Origin of the sequence: Pseudomonas juntendi (genome assembly GCF_009932375.1) — a bacterium.
GTDB classification, from domain to species: domain Bacteria; phylum Pseudomonadota; class Gammaproteobacteria; order Pseudomonadales; family Pseudomonadaceae; genus Aquipseudomonas; species Aquipseudomonas juntendi.
In genome coordinates this window covers 37,178-56,246 of sequence record NZ_BLJG01000047.1, presented here as the reverse complement: position 1 = coordinate 56,246, position 19,069 = coordinate 37,178, and the positions used below count along the sequence as shown (strand labels likewise).

Genomic DNA, 19,069 nt, shown 5'->3' with positions numbered 1-19,069 from the left:
CCCACTGGTCAGGGCGGTCGGTGCTTTGCGACGAGCGAGCGCGGGTCGCGTGGCGCCGCGCGGGCGGCGCTCGCTCTAACAGGCGCTGCCATACCTTGTGGCAAACACCTGTCAGCCCTAAGGCGACCCCTGTGTGGCTTGCCAGCGATAGGGCCTGGAAACCATATACACAATCAATTGGCCCACATCGCCCCTGGGCCCTAAAGTGCGCCCCGAAACCCACCCACCACGGGAACCCCGCCATGAGCAAAAAGCCGAAAAAGCACGGCCCCAACAAGGCCAAGTCGATCATTGCCCAACCGCTGTTCCGCTGCCGCCAGGAACAACCGGAAAAAGGCAAAGGCAGCTACCGCCGCGAAGCCTTCCAATCGAGAGATTGGGAGGCTTCCTACTTTTTGGCGGCATGAAAGCATCGCGGGCGCAGGCATGATATGGTCAGCACCTGACCTGCAATTCTGGATCTGTGCATGCTCTTCCGTCTTTCTCCCCGTTGGGAAACCCGCCAGCTGATCGCGGCCTCCAGCTTCATCCTGCTGGTTGCCTGCGCGGAAAAACCTACCGCCGCCGACGCGCTGCCGCTGGCCCCTGCGCAACCTGCGCCCGTGGTAACCGTGCCCGGTGCAACGCCAGACGCCAGCACTGAAATCCAGCCTTTGCAAACCTTCGCCCAGTGGCAAGCGGGTTTCCGCGAACAAGCCTTGCAAGCGGGTATTTCGCCCAGCATCTTCGACCGCGCCTTCCTCGGGGTTACCCCCGACATGGACGTGATCAAGGCCGACCGCAGCCAGCCTGAGTTCAGCCGCCCGGTGTGGGAATACCTCGAAGGCGCGCTGTCCCCTTTGCGCGTGCGCAATGGCAAGCGGTTGCTGGATCAGAACGCCGAACTGCTGACCCGCATCGAGCAACGCTATGGCGTTGACCGCCAGGTGCTGGTGGCGGTGTGGGGCATGGAGAGCAATTTCGGCCAGTTCCAGGGCAACAAGTCGGTGATCCGCTCGCTGGCGACCCTGGCCTATGAAGGCCGTCGCCCGCAGTTCGCCCAGGACCAGCTGATCGCCGCCCTGCAAATCATCCAGCATGGTGACATTCAGCCTGAGGCCATGCGTGGCTCGTGGGCTGGCGCCATGGGCCAGACCCAGTTCATCCCGACCACTTACAACACCCATGCCGTGGACTTTGACGGCGACGGCCGCCGCGACATCTGGAACAGCACCCCCGATGCCCTGGCCTCGACCGCGCACTACCTGCAAAGCTCGGGCTGGAAGCGTGGCCAACCGTGGGGCTTCGAGGTGCAGGTACCGCCAGGCTTCGATTTCTGGCAGGCCGATGGCGCGTTGCGCAGGCCGGTGAGCGAGTGGCTGGCAATGGGTGTGAAGCTGCCAACCGGCACCCAATTGCCAGCGGGCAGCAACCAGCTGTCTGCCGCGTTGCTGTTGCCAGCAGGCGCGCGCGGCCCGGCGTTCCTGGTACTGGATAACTTCCGCGCCATCCTCAAGTACAACAACTCATCGTCCTACGCACTGGCGGTGAGCCTGCTGGCCGACCGCTTCAGCGGCTGGGGCTTCATTGCCGGCAGCTGGCCGAAGGAAGACTTGCCGCTGAGCCGCAGCGAACGCGTGGAGTTGCAGAACCTGCTTAACGGCCGGGGGTATGATGCGGGCAATGCCGATGGCATTATCGGCGCCAACACCCGCAAGGCCATACGCAATGCCCAGCAAGGGCTGGGGTGGCCGGCGGATGGTTACCCGACCCATAAGCTGCTTGAGAGCCTGCGTAGCCAGTGAGATAGCTGGGGGTTGCGGTAGGTTGGTGTAACGCGATCCCTGTAGGAGCGGCCTTGTGTCGCGAAAGGGCTGCAAAGCAGCCCCGGCTATCTCAAGCCTTGAACACATCCTGCTCCAACACCAAGCTCTGCTGAACACTGTCCAGCCGTACCCGAGCTCCCAGCGGCAAGCACACATTCGGGTCACAATGCCCACTGCGCCACCCCGCCAGCACCGGCACACCCAAGGGCCCAAAAGTTTCCTCCAGCAGTGGCGCCAACGCCGCCGTGGTAATCCCGGCAAAATCCCCTACCAGCACGCCTTTCACGCCCGCCAGCTTGCCCGCCAGGCGCAACTGCGTCAGTAGCCGGTCTACCCGGTACAGCGGCTCATTGACGTCTTCGATAAACAGGATGCAGCCCTCGGTATCCAGCTCGGCCACGGTGCCAAGCGTCGCGCCCAGCATCGACAGGTTGCCACCCAGCAAACGCCCGCTGGCAACCCCCGGCAGCACCGTGCTCATGGCATAGCCCGCTGGGTGGGCAATCTGCTCCCCTGCGCGCACATGCCCACCCAGCTGGGCCAGCAAAGACGACTCGGTCGGCGCCAGCTTGCCGCCGAGCAAGTCGGCATTGAGCATCCCGCCATGGAACGTGATCAGCCCGGCATGCCGATAAAGGGCCGTATGCAGCGCCGTGATATCGCTGTAGCCAATCAGCGGCTTGGGGTTGCGCCGTATCAGCTGGAAATCCAGCTGGTCGAGCAGGCGCATGCTGCCATAGCCGCCACGCATGCACAGAATGGCGTCGATGGCTGGGTCGGCAAAGGCATCATGCAGGTCTTGCAAACGCTGCTGGTCGGGCCCTGCCAGATAACCCTGTGCCTGCAGGGCACCTGGGAAGATGCGGCACCGGTAACCGCGTTCGGCGAACCACTGGCTGACCTTGCCCGGGTCCAGCCGCGCCGCGCCCGCCGGGGCAATGATGGCGAAGCAGGCGTCCTGCGGGGTTGCCTTGGGCAGGTGGAGGTGAACGCTATCGACACAATTCATCATGCAGCTCCAAACAACTTGTCGCGTGTAGCTTAGGGCTTGTCGGCCACAAAAAAAAATGCCGATGCTGCCCTTTCGGCAAGCATCGGCATTTGTGTTTCAGCCAGGCTCAGAGCTTGATCTTGGCTTCGTGCGCCTGCTGGTCGGCATGGTACGAAGAGCGCACCAGCGGGCCGGAAGCCACGTTCTTGAAGCCCATCTTGTAGCCTTCCTCGGCGAACCAGGCAAAGGTGTCGGGGTGCACGAAACGCTGCACCGGCAGGTGGCTGCGCGACGGTTGCAGGTACTGACCGAGGGTAAGCATGTCGATGTCATGCTCGCGCATGCGGTGCATCACTTCGATCACTTCTTCGTCGGTTTCACCCAGGCCCAGCATCAGGCCCGACTTGGTGGGTACATGCGGCACCAACTGCTTGAACTTCTGCAACAGGTCCAGCGACCAGTCGTAGTCAGAGCCCGGGCGCGCGGCCTTGTACAGGCGCGGCACGGTTTCGAGGTTGTGGTTGAACACATCCGGCGGCTCTTGCGCAGTGATTTCCAGTGCCACGTCCATACGCCCGCGGTAGTCCGGCACCAGGGTTTCCAGTTGCACGCCTGGCGACAGCGCGCGGATTTCGCGGATGCAGTCGGCAAAGTGCTGGGCACCACCGTCACGCAGGTCGTCGCGGTCTACCGAAGTGATCACCACGTACTTCAGGCGCAGGTCAGCGATGGCGACCGCCAGGTTTTTCGGCTCGTCCAGGTCCAGCGGCTTCGGTCGGCCGTGGCCTACGTCGCAGAACGGGCAACGACGGGTGCAGATGTCACCCATGATCATGAAGGTGGCGGTGCCGCCCGAGAAGCACTCACCCAGGTTCGGGCAGGAAGCTTCCTCGCACACGCTGTGCAGCTTGTGCTTGCGCAGCAGTTGCTTGATGCGGTCGACCTCCGGCGAGACTGGGATACGCACGCGAATCCAGTCGGGCTTTTTCGGCAACTCGTCGGTCGGGATGATTTTCACCGGGATGCGCGCCACCTTCTCGGCGCCACGCAGCTTGACCCCGGCTTCCACCTTCTTCGGCGCTGGGCGCGGGGTGGCATCCTGGGTAGGTATCAGGTTGGGCACGGCTTCTTGCACAGTTGTCATATTCAGTCGATTCCGCCCGTGAGGGTCGTCTGCTCAGCGTAGTCGAGGTGCTTGACCAGCTGTCCGCGCAGCCTTGTCCTGACCTCGTCGAGTTCGATCGGGCCTGCCAGGTCACGTAGCTGGGTCATCGCCAGCCCCGCATAACCGCAGGGGTTGATTCGGCGGAATGGCGCAAGGTCCATGTCCACGTTCAGGGCAAGGCCGTGAAACGAACGGCCGTTGCGAATTCGCAGGCCGAGGGAGGCGATTTTCGCTCCATCGACATAGACGCCCGGCGCATCGGGCTTGGCTGAAGCCTGCACGCCATAGCTGGCCAGCAGGTCGATGAGGGTCTGCTCGATACGGCTGACCAGCTCACGTACACCAAAACCCAGCCGGCGTACATCCAGCAGCAGGTAGGCCACCAACTGGCCGGGGCCATGGTAGGTCACCTGGCCGCCGCGGTCGGTCTGCACCACCGGGATGTCGCCCGGCACCAGCAGGTGCTCGGCCTTGCCGGCCTGGCCCTGGGTAAAGACCGCAGGGTGCTCGACCAGCCAGATTTCATCCTGGCTGGCCGGGCTGCGCTGCTCGGTGAAGCGCCGCATGGCCTCCAGCACCGGTTGGTAGGGCTGCAGGCCAAGCTCGCGAAAACCGAGGCAGGCGGGCATCAGAGCACCATTTTCACGATACCGGTAGCGCGCAGGGCGCTGTTGATATCGTGCAGCTGGTTCTCGCTTTCGGCAACGATGTGCAGTTGCACGGTGGTGTACTTGCCTTCCTTGCTCTGGCGTTCGGCCAGGGTGGAAAGGTCGACTTTGGCGTGCTTGCTGAGAATCTCGATAACCGTGTCCTTGAAGCCGACAACGGTGTCACCGATGACTTTGATCGGGTAATCGGCGCAAGGGAATTCGATCTTGTGCGACTTGACGTCTGGTTCGCTCATGGCGGAAACGGCCTCGTAAGCCGTGGCAACAACACCCCCGCGTGATGCGCGGGGGTGTGCAGGTCACGTATCAGTTGAACAACCCGTAGAAGAATAGACGGATGCTATCCCACATACGGCGGAAGAAACCACCTTCCTCGACGCCATCGAGGGCGATCAGGTCGGCGCTGTGAACCACTTTCTCGTCCAGTTTGACTTCCACTTTGCCGATCACGTCACCTTTGGCGATTGGCGCGGTGAGCTGCGGGTTCATGGTCATCGTGGCGACCAGGCGCTTGAGCTGGCCTTTAGGCATGGTCATGGTCAGGTCGTCGGCCAGGCCGGCCTTGACTTGGCCAGTGGCGCCCTTCCACACCGGCGCCTGGGTCAGCTCGGTGCCCTTCTGGTAGAAGGTCTGGGTTTCGAAGAAGCGGAAGCCGTAGGTCAGCAGCTTCTGGGTTTCGGCAGCACGCGCTTGTTCGCTGTTGGTGCCGAACACCACCGCGATCAGGCGCTGGCCATCGCGTACCGCCGAAGCCACCATGCAGTAGCCTGCTTCTTCGGTGTGGCCGGTTTTCAGGCCGTCGACGGTCTTGTCACGCCACAGCAGCAGGTTGCGGTTAGGCTGCTTGATGTTGTTCCAGAAGAACTCTTTCTGCGAATAGATGGCGTAGTGCGCCGGGTCGACGTTGATGATCGCCCGGGCCAGTACCGCCATGTCATGGGCCGACGAGTAGTGGTCTGGGTTCGGCAGGCCAGTCGGGTTCATGAAGTGGCTGTTGGTCATGCCCAGGTCGGCCGCGGTCTTGTTCATCATGTCGGCGAACGCATCTTCGCTGCCGGCGATGTGCTCGGACAGGGCGACCGAGGCATCGTTGCCGGACTGGATGATGATGCCGTGCAGCAGGTCGCTGACGGTGACCTGGCTGCCAACCTTGATGAACATGCGCGAACCGCCGGTACGCCAGGCGTTTTCACTGACGGTAACCGGGTCGTTCTCGCCGATCTGGCCACGGCGGATGTCCAGGGTGGCGATGTAGGCGGTCATCAGCTTGGTCAGGCTGGCTGGCGGCAGGCGCTCGTCACCGTTGTTTTCGACCAGCACGTTGCCGCTGGACGCGTCCATGAGTACGTAGGACTTGGCTGCCAGTTGCGGTGGTGCCGGTGTCATCTGCTCGGCCGCGAAGGCGGCAGGCGTGATCAGCAGCAGTACAGGCAGGCAAAGTCGTTTGGCAAGGTTGGTGATGTTCATCCGTCTCTCGAAAATCGCTAATGGTCTGATGTTCCCTGGGCAACATCATGCGCCCAGCGCCAGTCAGTCTAGTTTTATGGCCAGAGGCCTGGCCCGCTACAGTGCGGCTTTATGTCGCTGCGGGCAAAAGCCGACATTGTACATGGCCGAGCCCGGCAGTTCATGACAAAACCGACAGCAAGAGTTTCAAGCTGCAAGCTGAAAGACAAAGCGGCTGGGCGCAGGGTCTTCTTGCAGCTTGCAGCCGGTTGCTTGTAGCTGAGCTCAGTCTGTGACCAGCTTGGCCTGCCCCAAGTTCGCCAGGCGGATGCTGTCCTGGGCTTGCTGGATCTCGCCCTGGCTGCCGATCGGCCCCAGCCGCACGCGGTGCAGGGTCTGCTGGTTACGCACGATCGAGCTGATGAACACCGGCGCGCTGACCATGGTGCTGAGCTTGGAGCGCAGCAATTCGGCGGCATCCGGGTTGGCGAAGGCACCCACCTGCAGGAAGCTGCCGCCATTGCCACCGGGGACGTTGTTGCCCCCTACCTGTACCGGCACCACCGGCGCCGCGTGCTGCTGCGGCGGCGGCGTCCATTGCTCGACCCGCCCGGTCGTGGCCGGCACCGCCTGGGTCTGGGCCACCTGGGGCTCCTTCAGCACCATCGGTGGTGTCTGGCCACGCTGGGCCCACCATTGTTGCGGGTCGATGCCCTCGACACGCACGTGTGCGGTGCCGATTTCGGCATAGCCGAGCTTTTTCGCTGCGGCATAGGACAGGTCGATGATGCGGTCGGAATAGAACGGCCCACGGTCATTGACCCGCAGAATCACGCTACGACCGTTGGCCAGGTTGGTCACGCGCACATAGGCCGGCAGCGGCAAGGTCTTGTGCGCGGCACTCATGCCGTACAGGTCGTACAGCTCACCATTGGCGGTGTTCTGCCCGTGAAACTTGGTGCCGTACCAGGACGCAGTACCCTCGGCGCGGTAGTTGCGCGAGTCCTGCATGGGGTAGTAGGTCTTGCCCAGCACCGTGTAGGGGTTGGCCTTGTAGTTACCGGTGTGCACGGTCGGCGTGGCGTCGGGAATCTTGTTCACATCCACGTCCCACCACGGCGCGCCATCCTTGTGTGCCCGGTTGATATCCAGGCCCGGCTGGCTGCGTACCACGTTGCCGCTGCTTTTTTGCGGGGCCGGGCGGTTGGAAGAGCAACTGGCCAGCACCAGGCCAACGGCGAGGCAGGTGAGCAGCTTGAAAGAGTGTGCAGAGATGATTGCGCGCATTACTTGACGCCCCGTACTTGAACCAGCTGTTCCGCGAGCTGATGCACCGCCATGGCATACATCACGCTGCGGTTGTAGCGAGTGATCGCGTAGAAGTTCTTCAGCCCCATCCAGTACTCGGGGCCATTGTCGCCTTCGAGCCGGAAGGCCGTAACCGGCAGATCATCGCGCAGCGAATCATGAACCGACCAGCCAAGCGCGCGCAACTCCCCCGCGGTCTTGACCGGCTCGATACCGGTGGTCAGGCCTTCGTCGGCGCGCGCACCTTCTACCCAGGCGCGGCTGACCACGCCTTCGCCGGCTACCCAGCCGTGGCGCTTGAAGTAGTTGGCCACGCTGCCAATGGCATCGTCCGGGTTGTTCCAGATGTTGATGTGGCCGTCACCGTCGAAGTCCACCGCGTAGTTGCGAAAACTGCTCGGCATGAACTGTGGAAGGCCCATGGCACCGGCGTAGGAGCCTTTGAGGGTCAACGGGTCCAGCTGCTCGTCGCGCGCCAGCAGCAGGAACTCGCGCAGCTCCTTGCGGAAGAACTCGGCGCGCGGCGGGTAGTCGAAGCCCAGCGTCGACAGGGCATCGATCACTCGGTAGTTGCCGGTGTTGCGGCCGAAGAAGGTTTCGACCCCGATGATCGCGACGATATATTGCGCCGGCACCCCGTACTCCTGCTCGGCGCGGGCCAGCACCGCCTCGTGCTGGCGCCAGAAGTCCACCCCGCGGGCAATGCGCGCATCGGTGATGAACATCGGCCGGTAGTCCTTCCACGGCTTTACCCGCTCGGCAGGGCGCGAGATGGCATCCAGAATCGACTGCTTGCGCTGCACCTCACGGAACACCCCCATCAGCTGCTCCGGGGCAAAACCGTAGTCACGGCTCATTTCGCCCACCAGCTCGGCCACCTGTGGCGAACCCTCATAGTCGCCGGCATGGGCCAGCTGTACAGCGCCGAACAGGCCCACCGCGCCGACCCACGGCGCACAACGGGCAGCCCAGTTACGCACTGCTTGCATCAAATTGTTCACCTTTTTCAAACCTGTGCGATCCATTTTCGGTGCGTATGGATCGACATGAGAACGCCAAACGCTGACAGCAGCGTTACCAAGGATGTTCCGCCATAGCTGATAAAGGGCAGCGGCACGCCCACTACGGGCAGCAGGCCGCTGACCATGCCGATATTGACGAATACGTAGACAAAGAAGGTCATGGTCAGGCTACCCGCCAGCAGCTTGCCGAACAGGGTCTGGGCCTGGGCGGTAATCATCAGGCCACGGCCGATCAACAGCAGGTAGACGATCAGCAGCAGGCAGATACCGACCAGGCCGAACTCCTCGCCGAGCACGGCGATGATGAAGTCGGTATGGCTTTCCGGAAGGAAGTCTAGGTGCGACTGGGTGCCGAGCAGCCAGCCTTTGCCGAACACCCCGCCCGAACCGATTGCCGCCTTGGACTGGATGATGTTCCAGCCGGTGCCCAGCGGGTCGCTTTCCGGGTCGAGGAAGGTCAGTACCCGCTGCTTCTGATAGTCGTGCATGACAAAGAACCACATCGCCACCGCCACTGGCACCGCCGCTGCCAATACGCTGAGGATCCAGCGCCAGCGCAGGCCACCCATGAACAGCACGAAGGCTCCCGATGCCAGGATCAGCAGTGCGGTGCCCAGGTCGGGCTGGCGCACGATCAGGATGAATGGCACGCCGATCAGCACCAGGCTGATGGCCACGTGCTTCAGGTGCGGCGGCAAGGTGCGCTTGGACAGGTACCAGGCAATGGTCGCCGGCATGATGATCTTCATGAATTCCGAGGGCTGGAAGCGGATCACCCCCGGGATATTGATCCAGCGCGTGGCGCCCATGGCGTTATGGCCCATCACATCCACCACCACCAGCAGCAGCACCCCGGTGAGGTAGGCCAGCGGCACCCAGCGGGCCATGAAGCGCGGCTCCAGCTGGGCGATGACGAACATCGACACCAGACCGATGCCGAACGAGGTCGCCTGCTTGAGCAGCAGGTCCCAGTTCTTGCCGCTGGCCGAATACAGCACGAACAGGCTGCCGGCGGCGAGGGTCAGCAGGATGACCAGCAAGGGGCCGTCGACATGAATGCGCTGCAGGAAGCTGGCGCGCCGACGCATCACATCCTCACTGGAGAGCATGCGATCGAAATTGTTCATCACAGGGCTGATTCCTGGGTAGCGGTAGCAGGCGCGAACTCGGGCTTGAGACGGCCATTTTCGTCGAGCAGCCAGGCGTCCATGATCTGGCGGACCACCGGTGCCGCAACACCCGAACCGGACTCGCCGTTCTCGACCATCACCGACACCACGATCTGCGGTGCTTCGGCCGGAGCGAAGGCAACGAACAGGGCGTGGTCACGGTGGCGCTCCTGAAGTTTGTTACGGTCGTACTTTTCACCCTGCTTGATCGCCACCACCTGGGCGGTACCGCTCTTGCCGGCGATGCGGTATTGGGCACCGAGGGCGGCCTTGCGTGCGGTACCGCGGGCGTTGTGCATCACCTGCTCCATGCCGTGGGTGACCTTGGCCCAGTCCGACTTGTCCCGCAGCACGATGTTCGCCATGGGGTTTTCGTCCACCGGCGGCTGGCCTTCGATGGTCTTGGCCAGGTGCGGGCGGTTCCATACGCCTTTGTTGGCGATCAGCGCAATGGCCTGGGCCAGTTGCAACGGCGTCGCCTGCATGTAGCCCTGGCCAATGCCAAGAATCAGGGTTTCACCGGGGAACCAGGCCTGGCGGCGGGTGGCGCGCTTCCATTCCCGCGATGGCATCAGCCCGGCAGATTCCTCGAACATGTCCAGGGATACCCGCTGGCCGATGCCGAACTTGTTCATGTAACTGGACAGCCGGTCGATGCCCATCTTGTGCGCAAGGTCGTAGAAGTAGGTGTCGTTGGAGCGCATGATCGCGGTGTCCAGGTCGACCCAGCCATCACCCGAGCGGTTCCAGTTACGGTATTTGTGGTCGTAGTTGGGCAGTTGGTAGTAGCCAGGGTCGAATACCCGGCTACTGGCGTTGACCACACCGCTGTCCAGGCCGGCAATCGCCACCGCCGGCTTGATGGTGGAGCCCGGCGGGTACAGGCCGCGCAACACGCGGTTGAACAGCGGCCGGTCGATCGAATCACGCAACTCGGCATACGCCTTGAAGCTGATGCCGGTGACGAACAGGTTGGGATCGAAGCTTGGCTGGCTGACCATGGCCAGAACCTCGCCAGTGCGCGGGTCCAGCGCCACCACGGCGCCCCGGCGGCCACCCAGGGCGGCCTCGGCGGCTTCCTGCAGCTTGATGTCCAGGCTCAGCACGATGTCCTTGCCCGGCTTGGGGTCGGTGCGCTTGAGCACCCGCAGCACGCGGCCGCGGGCGTTGGTCTCGACTTCCTCGTAACCGACCTGGCCGTGCAGCGCATCCTCGTAGAAGCGCTCGATGCCGGTCTTGCCGATATGGTGGGTACCGCTGTAGTTCACCGGGTCGAGGGTTTTCAGCTCTTTCTCGTTGATCCGCCCCACGTAACCCACCGAATGGGCGAAGTGCGCCCCCTGTGGGTAATGCCGCACCAGCTGCGCGACCACCTCGACACCCGGCAGGCGGAACTGGTTGACCGCCACCCGGGCAATCTGTTCTTCGTTGAGCTCGAACAGGATCGGCACCGGCTCGAACGGCCGGCGGCCCTGGCGCATGCGCTTCTCGAACAGGGCGCGGTCGTCTTCGGTCAATTCCAGCACTTCGACGATGGTGTCCAGTACTTCCTGCCAGTTCCCCGCGCGTTCGCGGGTCATCGACAGGCTGAAACTGGGCCGGTTGTCGGCCACGATCACGCCGTTACGGTCGAAGATCAACCCGCGGGTCGGCGGGATCGGCTGCACATGCACCCGGTTGTTCTCCGACAGCGTGGAGTGGTAGTCGTACTGGATGATCTGCAGGTAGTACAGCCGCGCGATCAGCACGCACACCAGCAGCACCACCGCGATTGCGCCGACCACGACGCGGTTACGCACCAGGCGGGCGTCTTTCTCGTGGTCCTTGAGACGGATCGGCTGCGACATCGGACGGCTTACAGGCTCATTTGTGGTAAGGGTGCCCGGACAACACGGTCCAGGCGCGGTAGATCTGCTCGCCGATGAGTATCCTTACCAACGGGTGTGGCAGGGTCAGCGGCGACAGCGACCAGCGTTGCTCGGCGCGCGCGCAAACCTCAGGCGCCAGGCCCTCCGGGCCGCCAACCATCAAATTGACCGTGCGCGCGTCCAGCCGCCAGCGATCCAGCTCGCCCGCCAGTTGCTCGGTACTCCAGGGCTTGCCATGGACCTCCAGGGTAACGATGCGTTCCCCGGGCTGCACCTTGCTCAGCATGGCCTCGCCCTCCTGACGGATCAGGCGGGCGACGTCGGCATTCTTGCCACGGGTGTTCAGCGGAATTTCCACCAGCTCCAGCGACAGCTCGGCGGGCAGGCGCTTGGCATATTCATGCCAGCCTTCCTCGACCCACTTCGGCATGCGCGAGCCGACCGCAATCAGGCGCAAACGCACGGCGCTGCCCTTATTCGCGGTCTTTGAGCTTGTCGGAGTACTCGTGGGCATGGTCCGGGCTGTGGTGCTTGCCATCGGCAGCACGGCTTTGCTCGGCGCCTTGCCACAGGCGCTCCAGGTCGTAGAACTGGCGCGCAGCGGCGGTCATCATGTGCACGATGACGTCGTTCAGGTCCAGCAGCACCCAATCGCTGTCGCCCTTGCCTTCTTCGCCCAGAGGCTGTGCGCCCTTGGCCTTGACGGCTTCACGGACCTTTTCGGCCATGGCGTTGATCTGGCGGTTGGAGGTACCGGTGGCAATGATCATGTAATCGGTCAGGCTGTGCTTCTCGCGCACGTCGATGACCTGGATGTCCTGGGCCTTCACGTCTTCCAGCGCGGCCTTGGTCACTGCGACCAGTTCTTCGCCGTAAATTTTCTGCTTGGTCATATAAAACTCGTTCAACTCGTTGGATGAGGCGCCAGGGGCGCCGTCAGTTGGGCGCACGATACAGTTCGTGCGCCTCGATATAGGCCAGTACGGCGTCCGGCACCAGGAACCTCACCGATTTGCCGCTGGCCAGCAGCTGTCGGATCTGTGTAGCCGACACCGCAAGCGGTGTCTGCCAGACGAACGAAATATTTCCCGCCGGGCCGGACATGGCGGTGGGATCGCTCTCCGAGCGCGCAGCCAGCAGGTTGCGCAGCTCGTCAGGGGGTTCTACGTCGGCATCCGGGCGTTGCAGCACCAGAATGTGACAGTGTTGCAGCAATTCTTCCCAGCGGTGCCAGTTGGGCAAGCCACAGAAGGCATCCCAGCCCAGCACCAGGAACAACTGGTCGTTACCGGCCAGTTCGGCACGGACCGACTCCAGTGTGTCGATGGTGTACGACGGCTTGTCACGCTCAAGCTCACGGGCGTCGACGCTCAGGCAGGCCACCCCCTGTACTGCTTCGCGCACCATGGCCAGGCGGTCTTGCGCGGCCACCTGCGGGGTATCGCGGTGCGGCGGCCGGGCATTGGGCAGCAGGCGCAGTTCGTCCAGCCCCATGAACTCGGCCACTTCCAGCGCGCTGCGCAGGTGGCCGATGTGCACCGGATCGAACGTTCCGCCGAGAATGCCGATGCGCCGGACTGCCTGGGCCTTGCTCAACTCAGCAGGACCCCTGACCGCGCAACTGGCCGTCACCGATGACGACGTATTTTTCGCAGGTCAGCCCCTCCAGGCCGACGGGGCCGCGGGCATGCAGCTTGTCGGTGGAAATGCCGATTTCCGCGCCCAGCCCGTACTCGAAGCCATCGGCGAAACAGGTTGGGGTGTTGAGCATGACCGATGCCGAATCGACCTCCGCCATGAACTGGCGGGCTTCGCCCTGGTGTTCGCTGATGATCGAGTCGGTGTGGTGCGAGCCATAGTGATTGATGTGTTCGATAGCCTGGTCCAGGCCGTCGACCACGCGAATTGCTAGGATCGCGTCCAGGTACTCGGTGTGCCAGTCGTCTTCGGTAGCCGGTTTGGCGTCGATGAGTGCCTGGGTGCGCTCGCAACCCCGTAGTTCCACGCCTTTGTCCCGGAAGCGGCGGGCCATTTCCGGCAGGAAGCGCTCGGCCACCTGCTGGTCGACCAGCAGCGTTTCCATGGCCCCGCAAATGCCGTAGCGGTATGTCTTGGCGTTGAATGCCACATTCCAGGCCTTGTCCAGGTCGGCATGCTGGCTGACATAGATGTGGCAGATACCGTCCAGGTGCTTGATCACCGGCACACGGGCATCGCGGCTGATGCGCTCGATGAGGCCACGGCCACCACGGGGGACGATGACATCGACGAACGCAGGCATGCTGATCAGCGCGCCCACGGCCTCGCGGTCGGTGGTTTCGACCACCTGGACCACCGCGGCCGGCAGGTCGGCAGCGGCCAGGCCACGCTGGATGCAGGTGGCGATGGCGCGGTTGGAATGAATGGCTTCGGAGCCGCCACGCAGGATGGTGGCGTTACCCGACTTCAGGCACAGGCTGGCGGCATCGATGGTCACGTTGGGGCGCGACTCGTAGATGATCCCGATCACCCCCAGTGGCGTACGCATCTTGCCGACCTGGATGCCCGATGGGCGGTAGCTCATGTCCCGGATGGCGCCCACCGGGTCCGGCAGGCTGGCCACCTGGCGCAGGCCGGTGATCATGCCGTCGATGCGGGCCGGGGTCAGCGCCAGGCGGTCCAGCAGCGCAGGCTCCAGGCCATTGGCACGGCCGGCGGCCAGGTCCAGTTCGTTGGCAGCGGTGAGCTCGGCGCGGGCAGCATCCAGCGCATCGGCGGCGGCCAACAGGGCGCGGTTCTTCTGCGCAGTGCTGGCACGGCCGATGACCCGGGACGCCTCGCGGGCAGCGCGACCCAGGCGGGTCATATAGTCAAGAACGGACTCAGTCATGGGTTCGGTGTCTTGGCGAAGGGGAAATCGGCTGATTATAACTGCCGCGCAGGTATACGCCCAGCGGTGGGTGGCGGATGGTCGAAAATGGCCTGGGCAATATGCAGGAAAGATGTAACCGCTCTTATCGAAATCACTCTCCTGCTGTGGCCCTTTCGCGGGCGCGCCCGCTCCCACAGGGATTTCACAAGGCCTTGGGCCATGCAGTACCTGTGGGAGCGGGTATGCCCGCGAAAGGGCCGGCCCCGCCAACACCACACTCGATTCAGCCTCGATTAAGCGATTCATTGCTATCATCTGGCGTCCCCAAACCGCGAACAGCCCGCATGCCAGCCCTGCCCGACAGCTTTTTCGACCGCGACGCTCAAACCCTGGCCAAAGCCCTGCTGGGCAAGGTCATCCGCCATCGCCAGGGCGACCTGTGGCTGGCGGCGCGCATCATCGAAACCGAGGCCTACTACCTCACCGACAAAGGCAGCCATGCCTCGCTCGGCTACACCGAGAAGCGCAAGGCGCTGTTCCTCGATGGCGGGCATATCTACATGTACTACGCGCGCGGCGGCGACTCGCTGAACTTCAGCGCCCACGGCCCTGGCAACGCAGTGCTCATCAAGTCCGCCTATCCTTGGCAGGACGCCCGCTCGGGCCCCAACAGCCTGGCCCAGATGCAACTGAACAACCCCGATGCCAGTGGCAAGCTGCGCCCGCCGGAACGCCTGTGCGCCGGGCAAACGCTGCTGTGCCGCGCCTTGGGCTTGAAAGTGCCACAGTGGGACGCCCGGCGCTTCGACGCCGAGCGCCTGTATGTGGAGGATTGTGGCAGCCCCGTGCCGAAGGTGATCCAGGCCACCCGCCTGGGTATCCCGCACGGGCGCGACGAGCACTTGCCATACCGCTTCGTCGATGCCGAGTACGCGCGTTTCTGCACGCGGAACCCCTTGCGCCGCGGCCAAGTCGAAGGTCGCGATTTCTTCATTCTCGAACAAGGAAGCTGACCATGGGCCAATGGCTCGACAGCCTGACCGGCTGGCTCAGCGCCAACCCACAGTGGCTTGGCGTGGCGATTTTCCTGGTGGCCTGCGTCGAATGCCTGGCCATCGCCGGCATCATCGTGCCGGGTACGGTGCTGCTGTTCGCCGTGGCGGTACTGGCCGGTAGCGGCACCTTCAGCCTGGGCGAGACCTTGCTGCTGGGTTTTCTCGGCGGGCTGCTGGGCGACGCCCTGTCATACACGGTGGGCAAGTACTTCCACCAGAACATCCGCCGGCTGCCATTGCTGCGCCATCACCCGGAGTGGATCGGCAGTGCCGAAACCTACTTCCAGCGCTACGGCATCGCCAGCCTGCTGGTCGGCCGCTTCATCGGCCCGCTGCGCCCCATGCTGCCGATGGTCGCCGGCATGTTCGACATGCCGCTGCCACGCTTCATCGCCGTCAGCCTGGTGGCCGGCGCGGGTTGGTCAGTGGCCTACCTGCTGCCTGGCTGGGCCACGGGGGCTGCCATGCGCCTGCCCTTGCCAGAGGGCTTCTGGCTGGACGCCGGCATCCTCGCCGGCGGCCTGGCTGCGCTAATCGGCCTGAGCCTGAACAGCAGCATTCGCGATCAACGCCACGGCACCCGGCTGGTTGCCGGCTTGAGCCTGCTCGCCCTGGCCGGCATTTTTCTGGGCTGGCCGTACCTGCATGAATTCGACCAAGGCGTGATGACCCTGGTGCAGGAGCACCGCAGCCAGGCCATCGATGGCACCGTGGTCCTGGTCACCCGCCTGGGCGACTTCAGAACCCAGCTGTTCCTGGGCGGCTTGCTGACCGGCCTGTTGCTGCTGGCCCGGCAATGGCGTCACGCCGTGTTCGCCGGTGGCGCGCTGATGGGCACGGCAATCGCCAATGGCACCCTCAAATGGCTGTTTGCCCGTGCCCGGCCCGAGGTACTGAGCGACCCGCTGACCAGCTACAGCATGCCCAGCGGGCACAGCTCGGCATCGTTTGCCTTCTTCCTGGTGATGGCGGTGCTGGCCGGGCGCGGTCAGCCGCCACGGATGCGCCTGACCTGGGTGATGCTGGGCTGCATTCCGGCGCTGGCGATTGCCCTGTCGCGGGTCTACCTGGGTGCTCACTGGCCCACCGATATCCTCGCCGGGGCTCTGCTGGCCTGCTGCGTGTGTGCCTTCAGCCTGACCCTGGTGCAGTACCGCCAGCCGCTGCCGGCCTTGCCGCAGCGGGTATGGTGGCTGGTGTTGCCGGCTTGCGTGGCGCTGTTGGCCTTTTTTGCCATGCACGCACTGCCGCAGGCGTTGGCCAGGTATCACTATTGATGTTGCCAGCCTGTCGATGGGGCAAGCCGCTAGTAAACAGGCTCCGCTACCAACAGGCCGGCGCAGGCAACTCTCACCTCAGGCAAACAGCTCGCCCTGAATCCGCTCCAGCAATTTCTGGATCTCGCCCAGCCGCTGCTGCGGCGAGTCGAGGCTCAGCAGGTCCAGCTTGTCTTCTTCCATGAACGGCAGCAGGTAAGCCAGCTGGTTGGCCAGCGCCTGGCGCCCGTCCAGCGGGCGCGGCATGTCCAGCGCCTCGACCATCGGGTGCTCACCCAAGGCCACCAGCAGCGCCACCAGGTCATCGTCCGCTTCCAGCAACGGGCTGTCGGCCTGCTCGGCCAGCCACTGCACCTGCCCTACCAGCAACTGGTCCTTTTGCACCTCGGTGCTGTCCAGGTTGAAGCGCCGCACGCCTTCGACGCGAATGCCCAGCAAGCCGTTGTCCTGCTGTACGAAATCGCGGATCAGCGCCTCGCAGCCGATCGAGGCGACCGTCGGCGGCGCCTTGCCCACCTGCTCGCCCTCCAGGATGCACACCACGCCAAACCCTTCGCCCTGCTTCATGCAGCGCCCGATCATGTCGAGGTAGCGCGCCTCGAAAATCTGCAAGTCGAGAAAGCAGCCAGGAAACAGCACGGTATTGAGCGGAAACAGCGGTAGCGTCATCACCAGTCCTCAGGCCACCAGGCTCACCGCCAACGGCAGGAACACCGCCGTGGCTACGCCCATCAGGCTCATTGCAAGCGCGGCAAAGGCGCCGCATTCGTCACTTTCCTGCAGGGCCACCGAAGTGCCCACCGCGTGCGCCGTCACCCCCAGCGACATGCCGCGGGCTTCCGGGCTGTGCACGCCAACACGGCTGAGCAGCGCCGGGCCGAAGATGGCGCCGATTACCCCGGTAATCAGCACGAACACCGCTGCCAGGGCAGCGACCCCGCCAATCTGCTCGGCCACCAGCATGGCGATCGGCGAGGTGACCGACTTGGGCGCCATGGTCATCAGGATCATATGCTCGGCACCGAACCACCAGCCCAGCAGCAGGCAACACAGGGTGGCAAACAGCCCCCCGACTACCAGCGTAGTAAAGATGGGCCAGAACAACTGCCGGATGCGCCGCAGGTTGAGGTACAAAGGCACCGCCAGGGCCACGGTGGCCGGGCCCAGCAGGGTATTCATGATTTGCGTGCTGTTGCGGTATTCGCTGTAGTCGATGCCGCACGCCAGCAGCACGCCGATCACCAGCAGCATCGACACCAACACCGGCTGCAGGAAGATCCAGCGCGTCTTGTCGTAGGCGGCGAGCACCAGTTGGTAGGCTGCCAGGGTGAGACCGATGCCAAACAAAGGGTGGTGCACGACCGCATCCAGGGCGCCTTGCCAGTCAAGCATCATGGCTGCTCCTCGCGCTTGCTCTGGCGCTGGATCAGTTTCTGCATCAGCACCCCGACGAAAACCAGGGTCAGCAAGCAGGAAATCAGCAGGGCGCCGACAATCGCCCAGAAGTCGGCAGCGATATCCCGGGCATAGACCATCACCCCCACCGCCGGCGGTACCAGCAACAGCGGCAGGTAGCGCAGCAGGCTGCTGGCCGCTTCATTCAGTGGCTTGCCAACCTCGCCGCGGGCCATGAGGAAGCCCAGCAGCAGCAACAGGCCAATGATCGGGCCCGGCAAAACCGGCAGCAACAGGTGGTTGATCGCCGTTCCCAACAGCTGGAACAGCACCAGCCAGGTCAGACCACGCAACAGCATAAGCATCTCCCTTGGGCATGGCGCCATTATAAGCACGCCGTGCTATAGATCGATATTCGCCGAAAAGCGGACAACTTGACTGCAATGGCCGAGCGTGCTGATCTTGCACTTTCGTACCAACTGACAACCTGGAGAGTCCGCGATGCCCTATGTACCGGTTACAGAGCTTTCGCAATACGTTGGTAAGGAACTGGGCCACTCGGCCTGGCTGAAGATCGACCAGCAGCGCATCAACCTGTTCGCCGAAGCCACCGGCGATTTCCAGTTCATCCATGTCGACCCGGAAAAGGCCGCGCAAACCCCGTTTGGCAGCACGATTGCCCATGGCTTTCTGACCCTTTCACTGATCCCCAAGCTGATCGAAGACATCCTGGTGCTGCCGCAAGGCATGAAGATGGTGGTGAACTACGGGCTGGACAGCGTGCGTTTCATCCAGCCGGTCAAGGTGAACAGCCAGGTGCGGCTGAAAGTGGACCTGGCCGAGGTGACCGAAAAAAGACCCGGGCAGTGGCTGCTCAAGGCGATTGCCACGCTGGAAATCGAGGGTGAAGAGAAGCCTGCTTATATTGCTGAGTCGCTTTCGCTCTGCTTTGTCTGATGCACCGCGCCCCTGTGGGAGCGGCCTTGTGTCGCGATTGGGCCGCAAAGCGGCCCCGGCAATGGTTGCATGACGTTGAGATCCTGGGGCTG

At 63.6% G+C, this 19,069-nt stretch carries 21 protein-coding genes; 5 read left to right on the top strand and 16 right to left on the bottom strand.

What is annotated here, in order from left to right; translation table 11 throughout:
- Positions 1-242 precede the first annotated feature (242 nt).
- Both arfA and GYA94_RS07345 read left to right on the top strand, forming a co-directional pair.
- The gene (gene arfA, locus GYA94_RS07350) at positions 243-407 is read left to right on the top strand and encodes an alternative ribosome rescue factor ArfA (protein WP_009685838.1); all 165 of its coding nucleotides are present in this window, start codon (positions 243-245) and stop codon (positions 405-407) included.
- Positions 408-467: 60 nt separating this feature from the next.
- Positions 468-1,784, top strand: coding sequence for a lytic murein transglycosylase (locus GYA94_RS07345; protein WP_009685837.1), 1,317 nt, complete (start codon positions 468-470; stop codon positions 1,782-1,784).
- A gap of 91 nt (positions 1,785-1,875) precedes the next feature.
- Here the strand turns inward: GYA94_RS07345 and GYA94_RS07340 are convergent, their stop codons facing one another.
- The 13 genes from GYA94_RS07340 to GYA94_RS07280 all read right to left on the bottom strand — a co-directional run bounded on the left by GYA94_RS07340 (position 1,876) and on the right by GYA94_RS07280 (position 14,311).
- The gene (locus GYA94_RS07340; RefSeq protein WP_110676706.1) at positions 1,876-2,814 is read right to left on the bottom strand and encodes a S66 peptidase family protein; all 939 of its coding nucleotides are present in this window, start codon (positions 2,812-2,814) and stop codon (positions 1,876-1,878) included.
- Between the two features lie 109 nt (positions 2,815-2,923).
- Positions 2,924-3,940, bottom strand: a complete 1,017-nt coding sequence (lipA, locus tag GYA94_RS07335) for a lipoyl synthase (protein ID WP_009685834.1) — start codon at positions 3,938-3,940, stop codon at positions 2,924-2,926.
- A gap of 2 nt (positions 3,941-3,942) precedes the next feature.
- The gene (lipB, locus tag GYA94_RS07330; protein ID WP_009685833.1) at positions 3,943-4,590 is read right to left on the bottom strand and encodes a lipoyl(octanoyl) transferase LipB; all 648 of its coding nucleotides are present in this window, start codon (positions 4,588-4,590) and stop codon (positions 3,943-3,945) included.
- On the bottom strand, positions 4,590-4,865 hold the full coding sequence (locus GYA94_RS07325; RefSeq protein WP_009685832.1) for a DUF493 domain-containing protein: 276 nt from the start codon (positions 4,863-4,865) through the stop codon (positions 4,590-4,592). The genes lipB and GYA94_RS07325 overlap by 1 nt, the downstream gene beginning before the upstream one ends.
- Positions 4,866-4,935: 70 nt before the next feature.
- The gene (locus GYA94_RS07320; protein ID WP_009685831.1) at positions 4,936-6,096 is read right to left on the bottom strand and encodes a D-alanyl-D-alanine carboxypeptidase family protein; all 1,161 of its coding nucleotides are present in this window, start codon (positions 6,094-6,096) and stop codon (positions 4,936-4,938) included.
- Positions 6,097-6,360: 264 nt separating this feature from the next.
- A complete protein-coding gene (locus GYA94_RS07315; protein WP_054906037.1) occupies positions 6,361-7,362 on the bottom strand; it encodes a septal ring lytic transglycosylase RlpA family protein in 1,002 nt (333 codons plus the stop codon).
- Complete coding sequence (gene mltB, locus GYA94_RS07310; protein ID WP_009685829.1) at positions 7,362-8,372, bottom strand: lytic murein transglycosylase B; 1,011 nt, start codon at positions 8,370-8,372, stop codon at positions 7,362-7,364. Before mltB ends, GYA94_RS07315 begins: the two co-directional genes overlap by 1 nt.
- 17 nt (positions 8,373-8,389) lie before the next feature.
- The gene (rodA, locus tag GYA94_RS07305) at positions 8,390-9,493 is read right to left on the bottom strand and encodes a rod shape-determining protein RodA (protein WP_042131952.1); all 1,104 of its coding nucleotides are present in this window, start codon (positions 9,491-9,493) and stop codon (positions 8,390-8,392) included.
- A 38-nt stretch (positions 9,494-9,531) separates the two neighbouring features.
- Positions 9,532-11,421 carry a penicillin-binding protein 2 gene (gene mrdA, locus GYA94_RS07300; RefSeq protein WP_161892026.1) on the bottom strand — a complete coding sequence of 630 codons (1,890 nt, stop codon included), beginning with the start codon at positions 11,419-11,421 and terminating at the stop codon, positions 9,532-9,534.
- 16 nt (positions 11,422-11,437) lie between these two features.
- Positions 11,438-11,905 (bottom strand): 23S rRNA (pseudouridine(1915)-N(3))-methyltransferase RlmH, encoded by a 468-nt coding sequence (rlmH, locus tag GYA94_RS07295; RefSeq protein ID WP_009685826.1) that lies wholly within the window; start codon positions 11,903-11,905, stop codon positions 11,438-11,440.
- 10 nt (positions 11,906-11,915) lie between these two features.
- Positions 11,916-12,335 (bottom strand): ribosome silencing factor, encoded by a 420-nt coding sequence (gene rsfS / locus GYA94_RS07290; protein ID WP_009685825.1) that lies wholly within the window; start codon positions 12,333-12,335, stop codon positions 11,916-11,918.
- Between the two features lie 43 nt (positions 12,336-12,378).
- A complete protein-coding gene (gene nadD, locus GYA94_RS07285; protein WP_009685824.1) occupies positions 12,379-13,038 on the bottom strand; it encodes a nicotinate-nucleotide adenylyltransferase in 660 nt (219 codons plus the stop codon).
- A gap of 1 nt (position 13,039) precedes the next feature.
- Positions 13,040-14,311, bottom strand: a complete 1,272-nt coding sequence (locus GYA94_RS07280) for a glutamate-5-semialdehyde dehydrogenase (RefSeq protein ID WP_029885809.1) — start codon at positions 14,309-14,311, stop codon at positions 13,040-13,042.
- A 326-nt stretch (positions 14,312-14,637) separates the two neighbouring features.
- Here GYA94_RS07280 and GYA94_RS07275 point away from each other — a divergent pair, with 326 nt between their 5' ends.
- Together GYA94_RS07275 and GYA94_RS07270 are read left to right on the top strand one after the other, a co-directional pair.
- Positions 14,638-15,306, top strand: coding sequence for a DNA-3-methyladenine glycosylase (locus tag GYA94_RS07275; protein WP_029885808.1), 669 nt, complete (start codon positions 14,638-14,640; stop codon positions 15,304-15,306).
- Between the two features lie 2 nt (positions 15,307-15,308).
- Positions 15,309-16,625, top strand: coding sequence for a bifunctional DedA family/phosphatase PAP2 family protein (locus GYA94_RS07270; RefSeq protein ID WP_110676702.1), 1,317 nt, complete (start codon positions 15,309-15,311; stop codon positions 16,623-16,625).
- A 78-nt stretch (positions 16,626-16,703) separates the two neighbouring features.
- On the opposite strand, the gene GYA94_RS07265 is transcribed toward GYA94_RS07270, so the two are convergent.
- The 3 genes from GYA94_RS07265 to GYA94_RS07255 are packed head-to-tail and all read right to left on the bottom strand — an operon-like array spanning position 16,704 to position 18,379.
- Positions 16,704-17,294, bottom strand: a complete 591-nt coding sequence (locus GYA94_RS07265) for an LON peptidase substrate-binding domain-containing protein (RefSeq protein WP_009685818.1) — start codon at positions 17,292-17,294, stop codon at positions 16,704-16,706.
- Between the two features lie 9 nt (positions 17,295-17,303).
- On the bottom strand, positions 17,304-18,020 hold the full coding sequence (locus GYA94_RS07260; protein ID WP_009685817.1) for an LrgB family protein: 717 nt from the start codon (positions 18,018-18,020) through the stop codon (positions 17,304-17,306).
- On the bottom strand, positions 18,017-18,379 hold the full coding sequence (locus GYA94_RS07255; RefSeq protein ID WP_029885805.1) for a CidA/LrgA family protein: 363 nt from the start codon (positions 18,377-18,379) through the stop codon (positions 18,017-18,019). The genes GYA94_RS07260 and GYA94_RS07255 overlap by 4 nt, the downstream gene beginning before the upstream one ends.
- A 142-nt stretch (positions 18,380-18,521) precedes the next feature.
- Here GYA94_RS07255 and GYA94_RS07250 point away from each other — a divergent pair, with 142 nt between their 5' ends.
- Positions 18,522-18,977, top strand: a complete 456-nt coding sequence (locus tag GYA94_RS07250; RefSeq protein ID WP_029885804.1) for a MaoC family dehydratase — start codon at positions 18,522-18,524, stop codon at positions 18,975-18,977.
- Positions 18,978-19,069: the final 92 nt, after the last annotated feature.